The sequence below is a fragment of the Lutibacter sp. genome (assembly GCF_013041805.1).
Taxonomy (GTDB): Bacteria; Bacteroidota; Bacteroidia; order Flavobacteriales; family Flavobacteriaceae; genus Lutibacter.
The window spans coordinates 19,364-39,295 of sequence record NZ_JABDRI010000106.1 but is presented as its reverse complement, the minus strand read 5'-3'; the positions used below and the strand labels follow the sequence as shown (position 1 = coordinate 39,295).

22 protein-coding genes are annotated in these 19,932 nt (G+C 29.2%); 16 read left to right on the top strand and 6 right to left on the bottom strand.

What is annotated here, in order from left to right:
- Both HKP59_RS12735 and HKP59_RS12730 read right to left on the bottom strand, forming a co-directional pair.
- Window positions 1–928 (bottom strand): sulfatase-like hydrolase/transferase (locus HKP59_RS12735; RefSeq protein ID WP_291807609.1); only part of this gene is annotated, 928 nt, incomplete at its 3' end.
- A gap of 23 nt (window positions 929–951) precedes the next feature.
- Window positions 952–2,172: a DUF1566 domain-containing protein gene (locus HKP59_RS12730; RefSeq protein ID WP_291807608.1), complete on the bottom strand. Its 1,221-nt coding sequence runs from the start codon at window positions 2,170–2,172 to the stop codon at window positions 952–954.
- A gap of 98 nt (window positions 2,173–2,270) precedes the next feature.
- Here HKP59_RS12730 and HKP59_RS12725 point away from each other — a divergent pair, with 98 nt between their 5' ends.
- The 11 genes from HKP59_RS12725 to HKP59_RS12675 all read left to right on the top strand — a co-directional run bounded on the left by HKP59_RS12725 (window position 2,271) and on the right by HKP59_RS12675 (window position 12,289).
- The gene (locus tag HKP59_RS12725; RefSeq protein ID WP_291807607.1) at window positions 2,271–2,600 is read left to right on the top strand and encodes a metalloregulator ArsR/SmtB family transcription factor; all 330 of its coding nucleotides are present in this window, start codon (window positions 2,271–2,273) and stop codon (window positions 2,598–2,600) included.
- Between the two features lie 58 nt (window positions 2,601–2,658).
- Window positions 2,659–3,132 carry a DUF6428 family protein gene (locus tag HKP59_RS12720; protein ID WP_291807606.1) on the top strand — a complete coding sequence of 158 codons (474 nt, stop codon included), beginning with the start codon at window positions 2,659–2,661 and terminating at the stop codon, window positions 3,130–3,132.
- Window positions 3,133–3,191: 59 nt separating this feature from the next.
- Entirely contained in the window at window positions 3,192–3,512 is a 321-nt protein-coding gene (locus tag HKP59_RS12715; RefSeq protein WP_291807605.1) for a thioredoxin family protein, read from the top strand.
- A gap of 10 nt (window positions 3,513–3,522) precedes the next feature.
- Window positions 3,523–4,137 carry a protein-tyrosine-phosphatase gene (locus HKP59_RS12710; RefSeq protein ID WP_291807604.1) on the top strand — a complete coding sequence of 205 codons (615 nt, stop codon included), beginning with the start codon at window positions 3,523–3,525 and terminating at the stop codon, window positions 4,135–4,137.
- On the top strand, window positions 4,137–5,177 hold the full coding sequence (arsB, locus tag HKP59_RS12705; protein ID WP_291807603.1) for an ACR3 family arsenite efflux transporter: 1,041 nt from the start codon (window positions 4,137–4,139) through the stop codon (window positions 5,175–5,177). The genes HKP59_RS12710 and arsB overlap by 1 nt, the downstream gene beginning before the upstream one ends.
- Window positions 5,174–5,788, top strand: a complete 615-nt coding sequence (locus HKP59_RS12700) for a class I SAM-dependent methyltransferase (RefSeq protein WP_363289309.1) — start codon at window positions 5,174–5,176, stop codon at window positions 5,786–5,788. Before arsB ends, HKP59_RS12700 begins: the two co-directional genes overlap by 4 nt.
- A 9-nt stretch (window positions 5,789–5,797) precedes the next feature.
- The gene (locus tag HKP59_RS12695; protein ID WP_291807602.1) at window positions 5,798–6,775 is read left to right on the top strand and encodes a permease; all 978 of its coding nucleotides are present in this window, start codon (window positions 5,798–5,800) and stop codon (window positions 6,773–6,775) included.
- Between the two features lie 18 nt (window positions 6,776–6,793).
- Window positions 6,794–7,231 (top strand): nitrophenyl compound nitroreductase subunit ArsF family protein, encoded by a 438-nt coding sequence (locus tag HKP59_RS12690; protein ID WP_291807580.1) that lies wholly within the window; start codon window positions 6,794–6,796, stop codon window positions 7,229–7,231.
- Window positions 7,232–7,939, top strand: coding sequence for an aromatic aminobenezylarsenical efflux permease ArsG family transporter (locus HKP59_RS12685; RefSeq protein ID WP_291807577.1), 708 nt, complete (start codon window positions 7,232–7,234; stop codon window positions 7,937–7,939).
- Between the two features lie 323 nt (window positions 7,940–8,262).
- Complete coding sequence (gene uvrC / locus HKP59_RS12680) at window positions 8,263–10,047, top strand: excinuclease ABC subunit UvrC (protein ID WP_291807576.1); 1,785 nt, start codon at window positions 8,263–8,265, stop codon at window positions 10,045–10,047.
- Window position 10,048: 1 nt separating this feature from the next.
- On the top strand, window positions 10,049–12,289 hold the full coding sequence (locus HKP59_RS12675; RefSeq protein ID WP_291807573.1) for a patatin-like phospholipase family protein: 2,241 nt from the start codon (window positions 10,049–10,051) through the stop codon (window positions 12,287–12,289).
- Window positions 12,290–12,335: 46 nt separating this feature from the next.
- Here HKP59_RS12675 and HKP59_RS12670 read toward each other — a convergent pair whose 3' ends face one another.
- Both HKP59_RS12670 and HKP59_RS12665 read right to left on the bottom strand, forming a co-directional pair.
- The gene (locus tag HKP59_RS12670; RefSeq protein ID WP_291807570.1) at window positions 12,336–13,886 is read right to left on the bottom strand and encodes a ribonuclease E/G; all 1,551 of its coding nucleotides are present in this window, start codon (window positions 13,884–13,886) and stop codon (window positions 12,336–12,338) included.
- Window positions 13,887–14,160: 274 nt separating this feature from the next.
- Window positions 14,161–14,451: an HU family DNA-binding protein gene (locus HKP59_RS12665; protein WP_291807567.1), complete on the bottom strand. Its 291-nt coding sequence runs from the start codon at window positions 14,449–14,451 to the stop codon at window positions 14,161–14,163.
- Window positions 14,452–14,583: 132 nt separating this feature from the next.
- Here HKP59_RS12665 and mutY point away from each other — a divergent pair, with 132 nt between their 5' ends.
- The 5 genes from mutY (at window position 14,584) to HKP59_RS12640 (ending at window position 19,056) form a co-directional block, all read left to right on the top strand.
- Window positions 14,584–15,624: an A/G-specific adenine glycosylase gene (mutY, locus tag HKP59_RS12660; protein WP_291807565.1), complete on the top strand. Its 1,041-nt coding sequence runs from the start codon at window positions 14,584–14,586 to the stop codon at window positions 15,622–15,624.
- Between the two features lie 40 nt (window positions 15,625–15,664).
- Window positions 15,665–16,105 carry a single-stranded DNA-binding protein gene (gene ssb, locus HKP59_RS12655; RefSeq protein WP_291807562.1) on the top strand — a complete coding sequence of 147 codons (441 nt, stop codon included), beginning with the start codon at window positions 15,665–15,667 and terminating at the stop codon, window positions 16,103–16,105.
- 76 nt (window positions 16,106–16,181) lie between these two features.
- Window positions 16,182–17,459: a gliding motility-associated protein GldE gene (gldE, locus tag HKP59_RS12650; RefSeq protein ID WP_363289304.1), complete on the top strand. Its 1,278-nt coding sequence runs from the start codon at window positions 16,182–16,184 to the stop codon at window positions 17,457–17,459.
- On the top strand, window positions 17,446–18,000 hold the full coding sequence (gene gldD / locus HKP59_RS12645) for a gliding motility lipoprotein GldD (protein WP_291807558.1): 555 nt from the start codon (window positions 17,446–17,448) through the stop codon (window positions 17,998–18,000). The genes gldE and gldD overlap by 14 nt, the downstream gene beginning before the upstream one ends.
- On the top strand, window positions 18,001–19,056 hold the full coding sequence (locus HKP59_RS12640; protein WP_291807556.1) for a COX15/CtaA family protein: 1,056 nt from the start codon (window positions 18,001–18,003) through the stop codon (window positions 19,054–19,056).
- A 48-nt stretch (window positions 19,057–19,104) separates the two neighbouring features.
- Here HKP59_RS12640 and HKP59_RS12635 read toward each other — a convergent pair whose 3' ends face one another.
- Window positions 19,105–19,440, bottom strand: coding sequence for a hypothetical protein (locus HKP59_RS12635; RefSeq protein WP_291807553.1), 336 nt, complete (start codon window positions 19,438–19,440; stop codon window positions 19,105–19,107).
- Window positions 19,441–19,533: 93 nt separating this feature from the next.
- Window positions 19,534–19,911 carry a heavy metal-associated domain-containing protein gene (locus tag HKP59_RS12630; RefSeq protein WP_291807550.1) on the bottom strand — a complete coding sequence of 126 codons (378 nt, stop codon included), beginning with the start codon at window positions 19,909–19,911 and terminating at the stop codon, window positions 19,534–19,536.
- Between the last annotated feature and the right edge of the window lie 21 nt (window positions 19,912–19,932).

Here is a 19,932-nt window from a genome sequence, read left to right as displayed (position 1 = left end):
CTTGATATAATGAACCTTTAGTTCTTGAGGAATTGTATTCTTGAGCTACTTGTTGAGGTGTTCCATTGTCTCCAATAAAAATAATAACAGTATTTTCTTTTTCTTCCTGACTTAGAGAGTTCATAAGCCTTCCCATTTCGGAGTCCATTGCTTCTAGCATGGCCATATAATAAGGTAATGGATTTGTAACAATACTGGCTTCATCTGAAGGTAAATTTCCTTGTGAATGTAAATTAGTTGGTGGTAAATGAAAAGGAGTATGTGGCGCACTATAAGCTACCCATAAAAACCAAGGATTTGTTTTATTTTCAACCCAATCTATTGCCAAATCAGTAATTTTTGTAGTTGCATATTCTGTAGATGTAGTTGTTTGACTGTTTTCAGTTAAATTCCAATCCCAATAAGATGATACGGCACCAGTTAATAAACCGGCATAATAGCCCACTCCCATGTTTGTTGGGTGATTAGGATCTGTTGATAGATGCCATTTACCTATAACGGCATGACTATAAGTTGATCCCAAATTATTAGCTAAATATTTTTGAATGGATGTTTCAGAAGTTGAAAGTACGTCACCTACTTTTAACATATTAGTTCTAACTCCATATTTTCCTGTAAGTATGCTTGAACGCGTTGGAGTACAAGTAGGGTTTGACCAAACATTGTTAAACGTTATTCCATTAGCTGCTAATTTTTCAAGATTTGGCATATAAGGTTTAATTGATCCAATTTCATATCCAGGTGAAGCATCCAAGCCCATATCATCTGCAATGACCAATAAAATATTAGGTTTTGTTATTTCAGAAGGGTTTTCTGTAATATTTTCGGTTTCAGAATCATTAAAATCAGAATTTTTTTTAGAGCAAGAAACTAATATCAATGTAATGATAAAAAGTAGCTTGAAAGTAGAAAACAGATATTTAAACATTTTTAGTTTTTTGAAGAATACTATTAATTTATTGTTCTTACACATCGAACATAATTGTAAACATACCGAACATCACCTTGAGGACCGAAAAACTGTGGGTAATCATTTAGGTTTCCACTTTTGGGGTCGCTACGTTGACAACCAGCTCCGTGAACATCCATTAGTACTCCATTCATTTCTCCTTGTCCTTCGCCAAAAGCAACATAAACACCACTTGAATATGGGTTTGCTCCATCTAAATGACTCGTTCCAGTCCAATAAAATGGGTAATTACCGGTGTTCCCATCTGGATCTGATATTTCAGTACAATTAAAAAGAGGATTAATGGCGGGTGAATTGGTAGTTTTTGGAGATCTGGTATAATCTACAATACTTTGTAATTCTTTTGCATTTGGTAAGCGCCAATCGGTTTTGTTTCCAAGGTCAAGATCTTCGGCATAGGCTAAAGATTCCTCCCAATCTCTTGAAGTTCCATCATCAGATTGTTGCCACATTAAACCAGTTGCTAAATCGCTGATTGTTCCATCTCCATTATCTACAAAATTATTTGTTCCATAATCCGTATTTCCTCTCACCATTCTAAAATACATTGTATTTGCATTTCCAGAACCTGGTTTATATTTTGGATACCCTTTTATACGCCCATCAATAAAATTTACTCCAAAAACTGTTTCAACGTTAACCATAGTTGTAGAAACATATTCAGTTGAAGACCAAGTTTGAGCATCAATTTCGCGTTCTCCAATGGAAGTATCTCCTAATTCTTGATTGAAATAATTGGTGTCAATAAACAAATCAATAGCTACTTCACCTTTTACTTTTCCTGAAAATAATATTAAAGAATATAATTCTTTTAAAGTTGGAACTCTCCAATCGTTATGATTTCCTAAAGTTGAAGTACTAGCTTTTGAAAAGGCTTCGTTAAATGTAATTTTAGAACCCATATCTTGCTCCCACATTAAACCGGTAACATTATCTGTAATAGTTCCATCATTATTATCTGTATAAGAAGGTTGATTTCCGCTATAATTTGCATCTTGCCCAAAAAAAGAAGATCCTTGAGTTGGTGAAGTAATAATAGTTGTGTTATCATAAAAATTAGTAACACCAGTATCCACTATTGGGTAGTTGTATTCAGTTGTTATTATATCAGGTATTATAGTTTCATCTAGTATTTCGTCATTTGTTGTGCTGCACGATACTAATAATAGTATACTTAGAATAAGATAGCTAACTTCTTTCATTACTTTAAATTTTAACAATTATAAGTTTAGACTTAAATCTATTCATTTGGTTTAAAATTTGGAAACTAATTTATTAATCGTATATTTGCGATGAACTTATGAAAAGGACAATTCAAGATATTAATTATTTGGAAGAAACTGAAGCTTTGGCAAAATTTGCAAAAGCCTTGGGGCATCCAACACGGATTAAAATTTTAAATTATTTAGAAAATCAAAGTTGTTGTTATACTGGGGATTTGTTAGATGTTTTACCGTTAGCACAATCTACAATATCTCAACACTTAAAAGAATTGAAAAACGCAGGATTGATAAATGGGGAAGTAAACCCACCAAAAATAAAGTATTGTATACATCAAGAAAACTGGCAAAAAGCAAAAACATTATTTGCTTCTTTTTTTGAAAAACAGACTATAAAAACATATTGCTAAAAAAAATTAATTCAATTCATCGTTTATTTGCGATGATAATTAGTTAAAACGAGATGAAATGAAAATAGAAGAAATAAAGGAATATTTAAGGAATTTAAATACAATAGCTTTTCAATTGCCAGATGGTAATATGGTTCCTAGTCATTTTCATGTAACAGAAGTAGGTAAAGTAACAAAGCATTTTATTGATTGTGGAGGAACGGTTAGAAATGAAGCCGTTGCTAATTTTCAGTTATGGGAGGCTAATGACTATAATCATCGTTTACACCCTGAAAAATTAATTCATATAATTGAATTATCCGATAAAATTTTAAATCTAGAAAATTTAGAAATTGAAGTAGAATATCAAGGTTTAACTATTGGTAAATATGATCTGGATTTTGATGGAATAAATTTTTTATTAACCACCAAACAAACTAATTGTTTGGCAAAGGATGCTTGTGATGTTTCAATTAAAAAATCAAAAGTAAAACTTTCAAATATAGTTAATACCACCTCTAATTGTTGTGCACCAGCATCTAATTGCTGTTAAAAAAATGTATAGGCGCTAGTATGCGTTAAAGAGTATAGAAATAAATCGAAATAAATAAAATGAAAACAATTAAAATATTAGGAACAGGTTGCCCAAATTGTGTAACAACAGAAAAGATTGTAACTGAAGTTGTAAACGAGTTGAATATTGATGCTACCATTGTAAAGGTAACAGATATTCAGGAAATTATGATGTATGATATTATGAGCACACCAGCTGTTGTTATTGATGAACAAGTTGTTATAAAAGGTAAAGTTCCTTCAAAGAATGAAATACAGGCTTTTTTAGTTGATAATTTTGCAAATAATGCCTGTTGTTCAGACGACAACATTGAGTCTTCTTGTTGTTCTTCTGAAGATAAAGAATCTGGTTGTTGCTAAATAGTAGATTATGTTATTGAAAGAAATAAATAATTCTGTAGAAGAGTTAAAGAACTTAATTATTTCAGTAGAAAGAAAAGAAACTTTACAACCAATGATTGATTTTGTTCAGTCTAAAGTTTCAGCAAATAAAAATGTAAACTTAAATTTTATTTGCACACATAATTCACGTAGAAGTCATTTGTCTCAAATTTGGGCGCAAACAGCTGCTCAAAATTTTGGAATAAAAAATGTGTTTTGTTATTCTGGCGGAACGGAAGCTACAGCAATGTTTCCAATGGTTGGGCAAATATTAGCAAGTCAAGGGTTTCAAATTACGAAGTTGTCTAATGAGGATAACCCAGTTTATAGCGTAAAATATGCAGAAAACAATCCTTCAATTATATGTTTTTCTAAAAAATATGATGATAATTTTAATCCAAAGGGTGAGTTTGCAGCATTAATGACTTGCGATCACGCTGATGAGAATTGTCCATTTATTGTTGGTTGTGAAGCTAGAATTCCTATTCGATATAATGATCCTAAAGTATTTGATAACACACCACAACAAGCGGAAAAATATTTGGAGCGAAGTAATGAAATTGCTTCAGAAATGATGTATGTATTTTCTCAAATTAAGAAGTAATGAAAAAAAGACTTAAATTTTTAGATAAGTACTTAACCATATGGATATTTTTAGCAATGGCCATTGGTGTTGGGTTAGGATATTTTTTTCCTCAAATCGGTGAAATAACTGATTCTTTTTCGGTAGGAACTACAAATATACCTTTGGCAATTGGACTAATTTTAATGATGTATCCTCCATTAGCAAAAGTGGATTATAGTTTAATTCCAACAGTTTTTAAAGACACAAAATTAATGTCCTTGTCTTTATTTTTAAATTGGATTGTTGGTCCAATTTTAATGTTTGTATTAGCAGTAATTTTTTTAAGAGACGAGCCAGGTTATATGTCTGGTTTAATTTTAATTGGTTTAGCACGTTGTATAGCAATGGTAATTGTTTGGAACGATTTAGCAGGAGCAAGCCGAGAATATGGTGCAACATTAGTAGCTTTAAATAGTGTATTTCAAATAATTACGTATAGTTTTTACGCTTGGTTGTTTATTACAGTTTTACCCAATTTTATTGGTTTAGAGGGATTTGATGTAAATATTTCAGTTTTTGAAGTTGCTAAAAGTGTTTTAATATATTTAGGAATTCCTTTTTTAGCCGGATTTTTAAGTCGGAAATATTTAGTAAAATACAAAGGGGAAGTATGGTACAATACAAAATTTATCCCATTTATTTCTCCACTCACACTAATTGCTTTACTAGCTACCATTGTTCTAATGTTTAGTTTAAAAGGTGATTTAATTGTTGAAATTCCTTTTGACGTATTAAAAATCGCAGTACCATTAGTTATCTATTTTGTATTGATGTTTTTTGTGAGTTTTTTCACTGGAAAAGCTATGAATATTGATTATAAACGGAATGCAGCAGTTGCATTTACAGCTACGGGAAACAATTTTGAATTGGCTATTGCAGTTGCAATTGCTGTTTTTGGAATAAATTCTCCACAAGCTTTTACGGGTGTTATAGGACCCTTGGTTGAGGTTCCCGTTTTAATTGCTTTAGTAAATGTATCATTATATTTAAAGAAAAAATATTATTTAAAAGCACTATGATGAAAGAGTTTTGGGAAGAAAGATATAAAAATGAAGAATTTGCTTATGGTGTAAAACCAAATCAATTTTTTGAAGATACTATAGCTAAATATAACCTAAAAGGAAGTATACTTTTACCTGCAGAAGGTGAAGGTAGAAATGCTGTATTTGCTGCAAAAAAGGGTTTAAATGTTACTTGTTTTGATATCAGTAATCAAGGAAAGTTGAAAGCTTTAAAATTAGCCGAATTAAATAATGTGAATATTAATTATTTAGTTGGGGAATTTTCTCAAATCAGTTTTAGGGAAAATTCGTTTGATGTAATTGTATTAATATATGCACATTTTCCACCTAATTTAAAGTCAGAATATCACCAAAGAATAACAAAATATTTAAAAAAGGGAGGACTCTTAATTTTAGAAGGTTTTAGTAAAGAACAGCTTAAAATTAATGCAGAATATAAAATTGATCTTGGTCCAAAAAATAGTGAAATGCTATTTTCATTGGATGAAATTGAACAGGATTTCTCAGCACTTGAAGTCGTAGTTTTAGAGCATGAAGAAATTGAATTAAATGAAGGAGCATATCATAAGGGAAAAGCTTCTGTAATTCGTTTTATTGGAAAAAAATAAAAATATTTTATGTTTGATTGGATTCAACAATTAGCAGATTGGCTTGTATTTGAACTTCTTAAATTAAAATCAGGAGATCATTTAGCGGAAGCCTTAAACTTCTTTATTTATGATAGTATAAAAATTCTATTGTTAGTTTTTGTCATTATCTTTTTTATGGGAATTGTAAATAGTTACTTCCCAGTTGAAAAAGTAAGAAATTATCTTTCTCGAAAAAAATTATACGGATTTGAGTATTTAATGGCATCACTATTTGGCGTTGTTACACCATTTTGTTCATGTTCATCTGTACCATTATTTATTGGTTTTGTAAAGGGAGGAATTCCTTTAGGTGTAACATTTGCTTTTTTAATTACATCACCTTTAGTAAACGAAGTTGCTATTGGGTTATTTATTGGATTGTTTGGTATTAAAACAACAATAATATACGTAGTAAGTGGAGTTTTATTAGGAACCATTTCGGGTATAATTCTTCAAAAATTAAAACTTGAAAAATACCTTTCTCCTTGGGTGAAACAAGTATTAGAAAATAGTCAAAAAGAAACAGAACAATTTGAGGCTGCACACACTTCATTAAAAGATAGATTACCATCTATTTGGAAAGAAACAAAAACCATTTTAATGGGTATTTTACCTTATGTTTTGGTTGGAATTGCTATTGGAGGTTTAATGCACGGGTATATTCCAGAAGGTTTTTTTGAAAAATATATGGGTAAAGATAACTGGTTTGCAGTGCCAGCCGCAACCATTTTGGCGGTACCAATGTATTCGAATGCCTCTGGTATTTTACCGGTAGCTCAAGTTTTAGTTTCTAAAGGAATTCCATTAGGAACAGCCATTGCATTTATGATGGGTGTTGTTGGACTTTCTTTGCCAGAAGCAATGTTGCTTAAAAAAGTAATGACACTAAAATTAATTGCCATTTTCTTTTTTGTTGTAACTTTATGTATAATAATTTCAGGATATATATTTAATATAATTTTTTAACAAATTAAACTTTTAACAATGAAACAACTTAGTATTTTAGTCGTAATGATAGTTAGTTTAGTGTTATTTTCTTGCAAAGAAAAAATTGCAACAGAAAAATCAACTAATGAAAAATTAGCTAATAAAATTGAAGTAATTGATTTTCACTCAACTCATAGATGTATGACTTGTAATGCCATTGAGGCAAGTACACGATACACGTTAGAAACTTATTTTTCCGATGAACTAAAAAATCAAAATATTACTTTTCAAGTTGTGAATGTAGATGAAGAAGAAAATTATAAACTAGCTGAAAAATTTGAAGCAACAGGAACCGCATTATTTTTAAATGTGATTGTTGATGGTAAAGAAACTCAAATTGATTTAACTGAATTTGCATTTATGAATGGAAACGATCAAGAAAAGTTTTCAAATGAGTTAAAAGCAACAATTCAAACAGAGTTAAAAAAAGTATAATTGGATTTTTTACAATCACTTCTCGAAAATTATAATGTCCCAATTTTATCGGCTTTCGTGCTAGGCTTAATGACATCAATTAGTCCATGTCCATTGGCTACAAATATTACTGCTACAGCTTTTATTTCTAAGAATATTTCAAATAAAAAAGTTGTGTTTTTAAGTGGTTTGGTTTATTCCTTAGGACGAGCTTTTAGTTATACAGCAATTGGTTTAATTTTATTTTTTGGAGCTAGCAAGTTTCACATTGGGAGATTTTTTCAGCAAAATGGAGAAAAGTTTTTAGGACCTTTATTAATAATTGTTGGTTTAATTATGTTGAATGTAATTAAACTTAATTTTTTAGGGAAATCTAATTTTGCAGAAAAACTAACCGATAAATTAAAAGAAAAAGGCTTATTAGGGTCATTTTTAATAGGTGTTATTTTTGCATTGGCCTTTTGCCCTTATAGTGGTGCTTTGTACTTTGGAATGTTAATTCCTATGACTATTTCGAGTTATGATGGTTTATACTTACCAATTATTTTTGCATTGGGAACTGGATTACCAGTGATTTTATTTACTTATTTGTTAGCCTATGCTGCAAGTAATATCGGAGTATTTTATGCTAAAATTTCTAGAATTGAAAAAGTAATACGCTTAATGTCAGGTGTTATTTTTGTAATTGCTGGTATTTATTATGTATTGATTTTTGCGAAGTTTATTTAATTTTTTAAATTAGCCAAAAGTAATCTACCTATGAAACTAATTGAAAAAATTAAAAATACACCAACAGAAACTAAAGTTTTGTTTGTTATAATTATTTTGGCGTATATATTTTATTCGTTTGTTATTTAACGATTGGTTTTTTCAACGTAAGTTTAAACTTTAAAATAGTTAAAGTTTATGTAATAAATAATAACATAAAGTTATTTATATACAGCTACAAAAAACACTTTTTTATTAGTAAATTTAAATCTTTTTCTTAATGATTAAAGGAATAGTAGATTCAGTAAAAAACTGTAATTTTAGTATTTAAAACAAGCAATTTTTTGGAGTTAGAAATACAAATAAAAACATTACCAACACAACCTGGAGTTTATCAATATTATGATAAAAATGGGACAATTTTATATGTTGGAAAAGCAAAAAATTTAAAGAAAAGAGTTTCTTCATACTTCACAAAGAATCATGAGTATGGTAAAACGAAAGTGCTTGTTAATAAAATTACCACTATTAAGCATATAGTTGTAAACACAGAAACAGATGCCTTACTACTTGAAAATAATCTAATTAAAAAATATCAACCTCGCTATAATGTGATGTTGAAAGATGATAAAACGTATCCTTGGATTTGTATTAAAAAAGAGCGGTTTCCTAGAGTTTTTTTAACTCGTAATGTAATTAAAGATGGATCAGAGTATTATGGTCCTTATACTTCGGTAAGGACTGCAAAAGCATTATTAGACTTAATTAAAGAGTTGTATTTATTACGTAGCTGTAGTTATGATTTAAGCAAGAAAAATATAGAAATCGAAAAATATAAAGTTTGTTTAGATTTTCATATTGGAAACTGCAAGGGCGCTTGTGAAGGATTGCAAACTGCAACTAATTACGAACAAGATATAGTTGCTATTCGTAATATTATTAAAGGAAATTTCAAAGAATCTTTAAAACTGTTTCAACAATTAATGATGCATTATGCAAATGAAATGGAATTTGAAGAAGCTCAAAAGATTAAAGAAAAAATCGAACTACTTGCAAATTATCAAGCTAAATCAACTGTAGTAAATCCGTCTATTACAAATGTAGATGTCTTCTCTATTGTTTCTGATGAGAGTTATAGTTATGTAAATTTTTTCAAAATAAGTAATGGTGCTATCATACAATCTCATACAACAGAAATAAAGAAAAAGTTAGACGAGACTGATAAGGAATTGTTAGAACTTGCCATTATAGAAATTAGACAACGATTCAATTCGCAGTCTAATGAAATTTATGTGCCTTTTGAAGTGGATTTGGGTAATAGTATTAAAATTACAGTCCCTAAACTTGGAGATAAAAAACGAATTGTAGAGTTAAGTATTAGAAATGCAAAATACTACCGGCAAGAAAGATTTAAGCAAATAAAAATTGTGGATCCAGATAGACATGTGAATAGAATTATGGCTCAAATGAAAAAAGATTTGAGATTATCTGTTGAACCAAGGCATATAGAATGTTTTGATAATTCTAATATACAAGGAACAAATCCAGTTTCGGCTTGTGTAGTTTTTAAAGATGGAAAGCCTAGCAAGAAAGATTATAGACATTTTAATATTAAAACAGTTGAAGGCCCAGATGATTTTGCTTCAATGGAAGAGGTTGTTTTTAGACGTTATAAGCGCTTGAAAGATGAAGGGCAAAATCTACCTCAATTAATTGTAATTGATGGTGGAAAAGGGCAGTTGTCAGCCTCATTAAAAAGTTTAGACGTGTTAGGTCTAAGAAATAAAATTGCAATTATTGGAATTGCAAAACGGTTAGAAGAAATTTATTATCCTAATGATTCTGTACCTTTATATTTAGATAAAACTTCTGAAAGTTTAAAAATTATTCAGCAATTAAGAAATGAAGCGCATAGATTTAGTATTACACACCATAGAAATAAAAGGAGTAAAGGAGCTTTAGTAAATGAGTTGGAACATATTTCAGGAATAGGAAAGCAAACAGTTGTATCTTTATTAAAGCATTTTAAATCTGTAAAAAGAATCAAACAAGCAACATTAAAGGAAATTGAAGCTATTATAGGTAAAAATAGAGCTGTCATTATTTATAATTATTTTCAAAAAAAGTAACATGAAATATTTTTTAATTATTGTTTTTATTTGTTCAATACATCTTACGTTTTCACAGGAAGTTATTGAAAAAAATGATATTAAAGTTGGTTTGGTTTTGAGTGGCGGTGGCGCAAAAGGATTAGCACATGTAGCAGTTTTAAAAGTAATAGAAGAAGCAGGCGTTCGTGTGGATTATATTAGCGGAACAAGTATGGGAGCAATTGTAGGAGCATTATATGCATCAGGATATACAGCTAATCAGTTAGATTCAATTGTTCGAACTATTGATTTTTATAAAATTTTATCAAATGATTTACCAAGAAAGTCTAAACCTTTTTATGAAAAAGAAAGTGGTGAAAAATATGCGTTGACGTTTCCAATTAAAAATAAAAAAGTAGGAATTCCTGTAGCAATATCAGAGGGTCAAAATGTATTAAATTTACTTACAGAACTAACTCAACACGTAAATCAGATTACAGATTTTAGCAAACTTCCAATTCCATTTTTATGTATTGCTACAGATTTAGAAACCGGTGAGCAGGTTACATTAAATAAAGGTTTTTTACCGGAAGCAGTGAAGGCGAGTGGGTCGTTTCCTACATTACTAGCACCAGTAGAAATTGATGGGAGACTATTATCTGATGGGGGTATCGTAAATAATTTTCCTGTTGATGAAGTAAAGCAAATGGGTGCAGATGTAGTAATTGGTGTTGATATTCAAAGTGGGTTAGAAAAGAAAGATAAATTAGATTCTGCCGTAAAAATATTAAACCAAATTGTAGGTTTTCAAATGTATAAAACCTTGGATGAAAAATATAAGAAGGTAGATTTATTGATAAAACCAGATATTAGTGAATTCAATGTTGTTTCATTTGATAAATTAAAAGAAATTTTAGAAAAAGGAGATATAGCCTCCCGGATTAAAATGAAGGAACTAAAAGCAATTGGGGAAAAACAAATTAAGTATGAAAAGAAAAAAATTAATAGCTCTTTAATAAGAAAACTTCATATAAATAATATTGAAATTAGTGGTAATAAAAATTATACAAGGGCTTATATTTTAGGGAAATTAAACCTAAAAAAAAGAGATACTACAAGTTATCAAAAGTTAATTGAAAGTATCAATAATTTAACCGCAACAGGAAATTTTCAAACTATTCAATATAATATAGCTGATAATGAAGATGATGGGCAAGATGTAGAATTTAAAGTAAAAGAAAACCAAATAGCTAACTTTTTGCAATTGGCAGCACATTATGATGATTTTTATAAAACAAGTGTTCTTATCAATACTACATTTAAGCATGTACTATCAAAAAATGATATTTTATCCACCGACATTATTTTAGGTGATAATATTAGATATAATTTAAACTATTTTATTGATAATGGATTTTATTGGAGTTTTGGATTAAAATCTCGATATAATAATTTCAATACCAGTGTTAATTTTGATGAGGCTAATGTGAATGAAATCAATTTAGATTTTGAAGATTTTACCAATCAAGTTTATTTTCAAACTGTTTTTAGTAGAAAGTTTGCTTTAGGAATTGGATTAGAGCACAAAAGGATAAAGGCTTTTACAGAGACAATATCGTCGGTAGAAAATAATTTAGCGGCTGATAATAATGGGAGGTTGTATTTCAATAAATCAGATTATTTAAATCTTATTTCATATTTAAAAATAGATACGTATGATAAAAAATATTTTCAAAAGAAAGGATTTTATTTGAGTGCTGATTTTAGATGGTATGTATCCTCTTCAGATTATCATAATAATTTTGAACAAGAACATACAAATTTTAAGCCATTTTCACAGTTAAAAGGTAAGTTAGGATTTGCCTCTACTATATTTAATAAGTTTACAACTCATTTTATTTCAGAGGCGGGAATTACAATTGGAGATAATAATAATAGAGTATTAGAGTATAATGTTGGTGGTTATGGTGAAAATTTTATAAATAACTTTATTCCCTTTTATGGTTATGATTTTGCGGAGTTAAATGCGAATTCATTTTTAAAATCATCTTTAACATTTAGATATGAGTATTTGCCTAAAAATTATTTAGCTGCAACAGCAAATTATTCAAGAGTAGAAAGTGATTTATTTAATAATGGGAGAATTTTTGATAATACCAAATCTGGCTATATGGTTGGGTACGGTTTAGATACTTTTTTAGGACCTATTGAAATAAATTATGCTTGGTCACCAGATACTAAAGATAGATATTGGTATTTTAACGTTGGGTATTGGTTTTAAAAAAAGCCCTGCATAAAATGCAGGACTTTTTGATATTGTAAATGCCTTATTTAATAATTTCACCATTTTCATTTGTGAAATCAAATCTTAAATATTGGTAAGCATCTCTTGGTAAAATTTTGATCCACTTTTTATATTTTATAAACCATCTTTGCTGTATGGATGGAATTCCTTTTTTTAAATAAGCAGCAATAAAAGGATGAACATTTAGTACAATCTTTTGATGCTTTTGAGAAGCTATGCGCTTATCAAGTTCGGCTTTAATAGTATCTAACAATACTATTGGAGCTTCAACTTCTCCAGAACCACTAGGATTAGGTTCTTGAGTTTTAATAACCATTTCAGGTCGTACTCTTTGTCTAGTAATTTGTATCAAACCAAACTTGCTTGGAGGCAATATTTTATGTTTAGTTCTATCAAATGCCATTTCCGCTTTTAAATGATCATATAATTTTTGCCTATGATCGGCTGTATGCATATCAATAAAATCAACAACAATAATTCCTCCCATATCGCGCAATTGTAATTGTCTAGCAACTTCTGAAGCAGCTATTAAATTTACTTCAAGTGCGGTATCTGCTTGTGATGTAGCTTTGTTAGAACGGTTTCCGCTATTTACATCAATTACATGCAGTGCTTCTGTATGTTCAATTACTAAATAAGCACCTTTGCTCATAGAAACTGTTTTCCCAAACGATGATTTAATTTGACGTTCAATTCCAAATTTTTCAAAAATGGGAGTTTGTGAATTATATAAACTCACAATCGACTCTTTTTCAGGAGCAATTCTTTGCAAGTATTCTTTAATTTCAAGAAGTAATACTTCATCATTTGTAACTATTTTTGTAAAAGAATCATTAAATAGGTCTCTAAGAATTGAAGATACTCTATTTAATTCACTTAAAACTTTTACAGGCGTTTGTTGTGTTTTCGCAATTCTAATTTTCTTACACATTGCCACCCAACGGCCAAACGAATTTTGTATATCTCTATCAAGATCTGCAACTTTTTTATTAACTGCTACAGTTCTAATAATTACTCCAAAACCTTTAGGTTTTATACTTTTAACCAGTCTTTTTAAACGTTCTTTTTCTTCTAAGTCGGTTATTTTTTGAGAAACCGAAACTCTATCAGAAAAAGGAACTAAGACCATATATCTACCAGCTATAGATATTTCAGAACTCATTCGCGGCCCTTTTGTAGAAATTGGTTCTTTAACAATTTGTACAAGTGAATTTTGACCTGTTTTTAATGCATCAACTATACTTCCATGTTTATCAATGTCTTTTTCTAGTTGAAAATTATTTAAAGTGTAATCTTTAATTTTACCTGTGCTAATACCTTTTATAAACTTATTTAGTGATAATAATTGAGCTCCTAAATCTTGGTAATGTAAAAAACCATCTTTTTCGTAACCTACGTTCACAAACGAGGCGTTTAAACCAGATAATACTTTACCAATTTTAGCAAGAAATATATCTCCTACAGAGAATTTATTTCCATTTGTTTCTGAGTTTAGTGCTGTTAATTTACCATCTTTTAATAAGGCAAAATCAATATCAGAGGAGTTTGATCTAATAATTAATTCCGTTTTCACTCTGAATTGTTTTTATGTTCAATAATATTTATTGAACTATTTATAATTTATTTTACAGGATTTTATACCCAACAATATTTACAATTTAATGTAAATATTTATTTCAATGAACTTAAAAATTTAAAGAAAAAAGTAAGCAAGGCTTACTTTTTCTTTTTGTGTCTATTCGCTCTAGCTCTTTTTTTACGTTTGTGCGTAGAGATCTTAGCTCTTTTTCTTTTTTTACCACTTGGCATAATAAAAGGATGTTTTTATGTTAATAATTATGTTGTGCCTACTTTACTCTAACTTTAGATTTTACACCTTCAACAAATACTTTTGCAGGTTTAAAAGAAGGAATATTGTGTGCAGGAATTTTAATAGTTGTATTTTTTGAAATGTTTCTTCCAGTTTTTTCAGCTCTAGTTTTAATTATAAAACTACCAAATCCTCTTAAATAAACATTGTCACCTTTTTCCAAAGATACTTTTACTTCGTCCATAAACGCTTCAACTGTTGCTAAAACATCAGCTTTCTCAATTCCAGATTTTTCTGAAATGCTTGATACGATTTCTGCTTTCGTCATTTTTAATATTGTTATATAAGTTATTATAAAATTAAGACGGCAAATATAGGATATATAAATCAATTTCAAAAAGTTAATTCACTAAAATTTAATCAATTAAATCTTGTAATATTGCATTTTATAAAAAAATCGATGAAATTATCTAATTATCTAATACCGTGGTATTTACAAAACAAAAGAGATTTGCCTTGGCGTACTACAACAAATCCATATAATATTTGGTTATCCGAAATCATCTTGCAGCAAACTAGAGTTGATCAAGGAATATCATATTATTACAAGTTTATTGAAAATTTTCCTACGGTAAGAGATCTAGCGTTAGCTTCAGAAGAAGAGGTGTTAAAGCTATGGCAAGGATTGGGATATTATTCAAGAGCCAGAAATTTACATTTTTCTGCACAGTATATTGTAAATGAACTTCAAAATATATTTCCAACTTCGTATAATGAGTTAATTAAATTGAAAGGAGTAGGTGATTATACAGCCTCTGCCATTGCTTCTATTTGTTATAATGAGCCAACTGCAGTTGTTGATGGGAACGTTTATAGAGTGTTAGCCCGTTATTATGGAATTTGTACTCCAATTAATTCATCAAAAGGAGTTAAAGAGTTCAAACAGCTTGCTCAAAGTTTGATTGATACAAATGAACCAGGTACATATAACCAAGCTATTATGGAATTTGGTGCAACAATGTGCAAACCTCAAAGCCCTGATTGTAATAGTTGCCCTTTAAATACGAGTTGTGTTGCTTTGTCGAAGAATCAAACTAAAGAACTTCCCATTAAAGAAAAGAAAATTAAAATTAGAAATCGGTATTTTAACTATTTGGTAATTAAAACTGATGATAATAAAACAATGTTAGTAAAACGAGAAAAAGGTGTTTGGTTAAATTTATATGAGTTTTTATTAATTGAAACCTCGAATTTAATTGATGAAAATCAATTAATTGAGCACTCTATATTTAATAGTGCATTAAAAAAAATGTCAGTTACTCTTAAACTTTTTAATAAAGAAGTAATAGTTCACAAGTTATCTCATCAACATATTCACACTAAATTTTGGATTGTGAATACACCAGCTTCAGAAGATTTTCAAATACCCTGGGAAACAGTGCATAAATATCCGGTTTCAACCTTAATAGATAATTTTTTAAACCAATATAAAATACACTAAATTTTTTAGTACTTTTGGTATATAAATAAATTAGATTATTATGGCTGGCACAATTAATAAAGTAATACTTATTGGGCATTTAGGCGATGAAGTGAAAATGCATTATTTTGAAGGGGGTAATTCAATTGGACGTTTTCCAATTGCAACTAATGAAACGTATACAAATAAGCAAACTGGAGAAAAAGTTACAACTACAGAGTGGCACAACATTGTTGTAAGAAATAAATTAGCTGAAATTTGTGAAAAATATTTGCACAAAGGGGATAAAATTTATTGCGAAGGACGCATAAAAACCCGTCAGTATGAAGATGAAACCAAAACGAAAAGGTATACTACCGAAATTCATGTAGTTGAAATGACGTTTTTGTCAACAACAGGAGGGTCTAGTGCTTCGGAAAAAGGTGCTGATAAAAAACCAATTGAACCAACTCTTCCGGAGCAATCAATAAATGACGGAAAGGATGATGACTTACCATTCTAAGTTTAATTAAATATAAATTAATTTGGACCCTGAGCCCACATTTTTACTAATTTTATTTTCAGAAAATATTAACTATTTGTTAGTATCAAGTATGGTAGTGCTTTTTTTACTGCTGATATTATCGGCATTAATATCAGGTGCAGAAGTTGCCTTTTTTTCACTCACAAAAGAAGATATCACTAACGCTACAGAATCTAAATCAACAATTCAGAAAACAGTTGTTGAACTATTAGAAAATCCACAAAAATTATTAGCAACAATACTTATTTCAAATAATTTTGTAAATATTTTAGTTGTTTTGCTCTTTGCATATATTGGAGATGTAATTTTTAGTAATATTTCGTCAATAGAATTAAAGTTTATAATAGAAATTGTACTAGTTACTTTTTTAATTTTATTATTTGGTGAAGTACTTCCAAAGCTATATGCTACTAGAAATGCGCTAAAATTCGCCTCTTTTATGGCCTATCCACTTAAAGTCTTAAATTCCTTATTGACTATTGTTAGTTTGCCGTTAATGAGTTTAACAAATAGAATAGAGAATAGTTTGGGTAAAAAACAGTCTAACCTTTCAGTTGAAAAATTATCACAAGCTTTAGAGTTAACTTCAAATGAGGCTACAACTGAAGATGAACAGAAAATTTTACAAGGAATTGTAAATTTTGGAAATACAGAAACTAGTCAAATTATGATTCCTAGAATTGATATTTTTGCGCTCTCATTTGACGAAACTTACAACAAGGTTCTTAGTAATATTGTAGAGAAAGGATTTTCAAGAAATCCTGTATATAAAGAAAATATTGATGAGATTATAGGAGTTTTATATGCGAAAGATTTATTACCACATTTAAATAAAGAAAACTTTGAATGGCAAGAATTAATAAGAGAACCCTATTTTGTTCCTGAAAACAAAAAATTGGATGATTTATTGAAGGAATTTCAAGAAAAGAAAAACCACTTGGCCATAGTGGTTGATGAGTATGGAGGAACGAGTGGAATTGTAACTTTAGAAGATGTTATTGAAGAGATAGTTGGTGATATTAGCGATGAATATGACGACGAAGATTTGTCTTACTCAAAATTAGATTTAAATACTTATTTATTTGAAGGAAAAACTAATTTAAAGGATTTTTATAAAATTTTAGAAATTTCAAATACTGAAGTATTTGAGGAAAATAAAGGAGAATCTGAAACCATTGCGGGTTTTATTCTTGAAGTTTGTGGGAAGTTTCCGAAAAAAAAGGAAATAATAAAATTTAATAACTGTTCGTTTAAAATTGAATCGGTAGATAAAAAAAGGATAAAACAAGTTAAAATTACCATAAATAGAGACCATATAAATGAAAAACTATAGTATTGTAATTATAATTATTTTTGCATTTTTGGTTTCTTGTGATAACGAAACCCTGCCAAAACCAAAAGCTTTTTTGAAATTAGAATATCCTGACTATTCTTATCAGAAATTAAATACAAGCTGTTCGTATAATTTTGAAACTTCTAGTAATGCAATAATTTCTGTTAAAAATAATTGTTGGTTAACTATTCAATATCCAACATTAAAAGCTACAATCCATATTACATACAGACCAGTAAACAATAATTTACAAGAGATTTTAAAAGAAGTAGAAAAACTTACATTTGAACATACTGTAAAAGCAGATGTTATTAATGCTGTACCTTATGAAAATTTTGATAAAAGAGTTTTCGCCAAATTATATACAATTGAAGGGAATGTGGCAACAAATATTCAATTTAGAGCGACAGATAGCTTAAAACATGTACTGTCTGGTGCATTATATTTTTATGTAAAACCTAATTACGATTCAATTCGCCCTGCAATAAATTATTTAGAAAAAGATATTATTCATTTAGTAGAAACTTTAGAATGGCAATAGATGATGAAAAAAAAATATAAATATTCAAAAATTATAAGAAACTGGCTATTGCTTGGTTTAATTATGTTAGTTGGGCAAGTCGTTATTGGAGGGATAACTCGTTTAACAGGTTCTGGACTTTCAATAACTCGTTGGGATATAATTACGGGTGTAATTCCACCATTAAATGCTGAGCAATGGGTAGAAGCATTTGAATTGTACAAAGAAACACCGCAGTTTCAAAAGATAAATTCAATGTTTACGATCAATGAGTTTAAATTTATTTATTTCTGGGAGTATTTTCATAGACTTTGGGTTCGCTCATTAGGATTTATTTTTTTAATTCCGTTTATAATTTTTGTAGTAAAAAAACAAATAGATTCCTATCTGATAAAGCGTTTAGGTTTGGTTGTTTTTTTAACGGTATTGACTGCTTCTGCAGGCTGGATTATGGTACAAAGTGGATTAATTAATAGACCTTGGGTAAATGCATATAAACTTACAATTCATTTTATTTTAGCATTATTAGTGTTTGCAGCCATGGTTAAAACGGTTGCTGATGTTTACGGGTTTGGAAGCGCTAGAAAAATAAATAGAAAATCATTTGTTACAGTAGTTTTAAGCGTAACTTTTGTTCAATTAATTTTTGCAGGATTGCTAGCAGGAATGCGAGGAGGATTGTATTACCCAACTTGGCCAGATATGAATGGAGAGTTTGTTCCAAATGTTCTATTAAATTCAACACATTGGAATTGGGGGAATATGATTAACTATGACACTTATTTATTTGCACCTGCATTTGTTCAGTTTACTCATAGAATGTTAGCCTATGTTTTAGCTGCTCTTACATTTTATATGTTTTTTAAACTAAAGCCATACGTTGAATTATCTTCGCGAAGATGGATAAATTATTTGTCAGTACTCGTTGTTCTTCAAATTGTTCTAGGCGTGCTTACTGTTATTAATGTAAATGGTAAAATACCATTATTTTATGGGGTTAGCCATCAATTAGTAGGATTATTATATTTTATGAGCTTATTATTTTTACTCTTTTCAGTTAGAAATTATAAGACATAAAAAAACTCCAATTTTATAATTGGAGTTTTAAAATTTTAAATAAAGAATTTATTGTTTTATAACATCTTTAACTTCTTTTTTAACTTTTTCAGCTCCTACTTTTACAGCTTCAGCTCCTTCTTTCACTGTTTCTTTAACAGCACCAGCAGCTTCTTTTGCATCAGCACTTAAAGAGTCAACAGCTTTTTCAACACCTTCTTTAAGATTCTCGGTACCTTCTTCTACAGCGTCTTTAGCATCTTCGGCAGCATCTTCGGCAGCATCTTTAGCAGCTTCAACTTCTGTTGAAACAGCATCTTTTAGATCTTTTTTCTCAGTTTCTTTACAAGAAATTGTAATTACACTAATTATTGCAATTGCAATTAATAATTTAAATGTTTTCATTTTTAGATTGATTTTTATTGATAAATATTAAGATTTATTAAAATTTAATTTAAAATACAAAGAAACAATAAATATGTTAGAGAGTTATCCATATTATTCACTTTTTTCTGTAATCTTTTCAATTTCAGTAGATTTCACAACTTTATATAGGTCTCCGCCAGCAATTGCATTAATTTTTTCAGAAACATCTTCTTTACTTATTTTATTTGTATCGTAGGTAAATTGCCCTGTTTTTGAAGCAAAATCAACATTTGAATATGAAATTCCTTCCACTTTGGATAGTTTAGATTCAATTAACCTTGCACAACCAATTTCACATGTCATTCCTTCAATTTCAACTTCTACATTTTTATAAACAGCTGCAACTTCTTGTTTTATTGTTTCTGGTTCTTTTGCGGTATTTTCTTTTTTTACTTCAGTACAAGAAATAAAAGCTAAAACAATGACCAAATATACACTAAATATTCTCATAAGATATCTCTATTATAATAT

Coding starts and splice junctions, on each gene's coding strand:
- HKP59_RS12695 (WP_291807602.1), top strand. CDS start 5,798: ATGTTTGATTGGATTCAACAATTAGCAGATTGGCTTGTATTTGAACTT.
- HKP59_RS12690 (WP_291807580.1), top strand. CDS start 6,794: ATGAAACAACTTAGTATTTTAGTCGTAATGATAGTTAGTTTAGTGTTA.
- HKP59_RS12675 (WP_291807573.1), top strand. CDS start 10,049: ATGAAATATTTTTTAATTATTGTTTTTATTTGTTCAATACATCTTACG.
- HKP59_RS12665 (WP_291807567.1), bottom strand. CDS start 14,451: ATGACGAAAGCAGAAATCGTATCAAGCATTTCAGAAAAATCTGGAATT.
- HKP59_RS12710 (WP_291807604.1), top strand. CDS start 3,523: ATGTTATTGAAAGAAATAAATAATTCTGTAGAAGAGTTAAAGAACTTA.
- ssb (WP_291807562.1), top strand. CDS start 15,665: ATGGCTGGCACAATTAATAAAGTAATACTTATTGGGCATTTAGGCGAT.
- HKP59_RS12725 (WP_291807607.1), top strand. CDS start 2,271: ATGAAAAGGACAATTCAAGATATTAATTATTTGGAAGAAACTGAAGCT.
- mutY (WP_291807565.1), top strand. CDS start 14,584: ATGAAATTATCTAATTATCTAATACCGTGGTATTTACAAAACAAAAGA.
- HKP59_RS12635 (WP_291807553.1), bottom strand. CDS start 19,440: ATGAAAACATTTAAATTATTAATTGCAATTGCAATAATTAGTGTAATT.
- HKP59_RS12715 (WP_291807605.1), top strand. CDS start 3,192: ATGAAAACAATTAAAATATTAGGAACAGGTTGCCCAAATTGTGTAACA.
- arsB (WP_291807603.1), top strand. CDS start 4,137: ATGAAAAAAAGACTTAAATTTTTAGATAAGTACTTAACCATATGGATA.
- HKP59_RS12640 (WP_291807556.1), top strand. CDS start 18,001: ATGATGAAAAAAAAATATAAATATTCAAAAATTATAAGAAACTGGCTA.
- HKP59_RS12700 (WP_363289309.1), top strand. CDS start 5,174: ATGATGAAAGAGTTTTGGGAAGAAAGATATAAAAATGAAGAATTTGCT.
- HKP59_RS12630 (WP_291807550.1), bottom strand. CDS start 19,911: ATGAGAATATTTAGTGTATATTTGGTCATTGTTTTAGCTTTTATTTCT.
- HKP59_RS12730 (WP_291807608.1), bottom strand. CDS start 2,172: ATGAAAGAAGTTAGCTATCTTATTCTAAGTATACTATTATTAGTATCG.
- gldD (WP_291807558.1), top strand. CDS start 17,446: ATGAAAAACTATAGTATTGTAATTATAATTATTTTTGCATTTTTGGTT.
- HKP59_RS12720 (WP_291807606.1), top strand. CDS start 2,659: ATGAAAATAGAAGAAATAAAGGAATATTTAAGGAATTTAAATACAATA.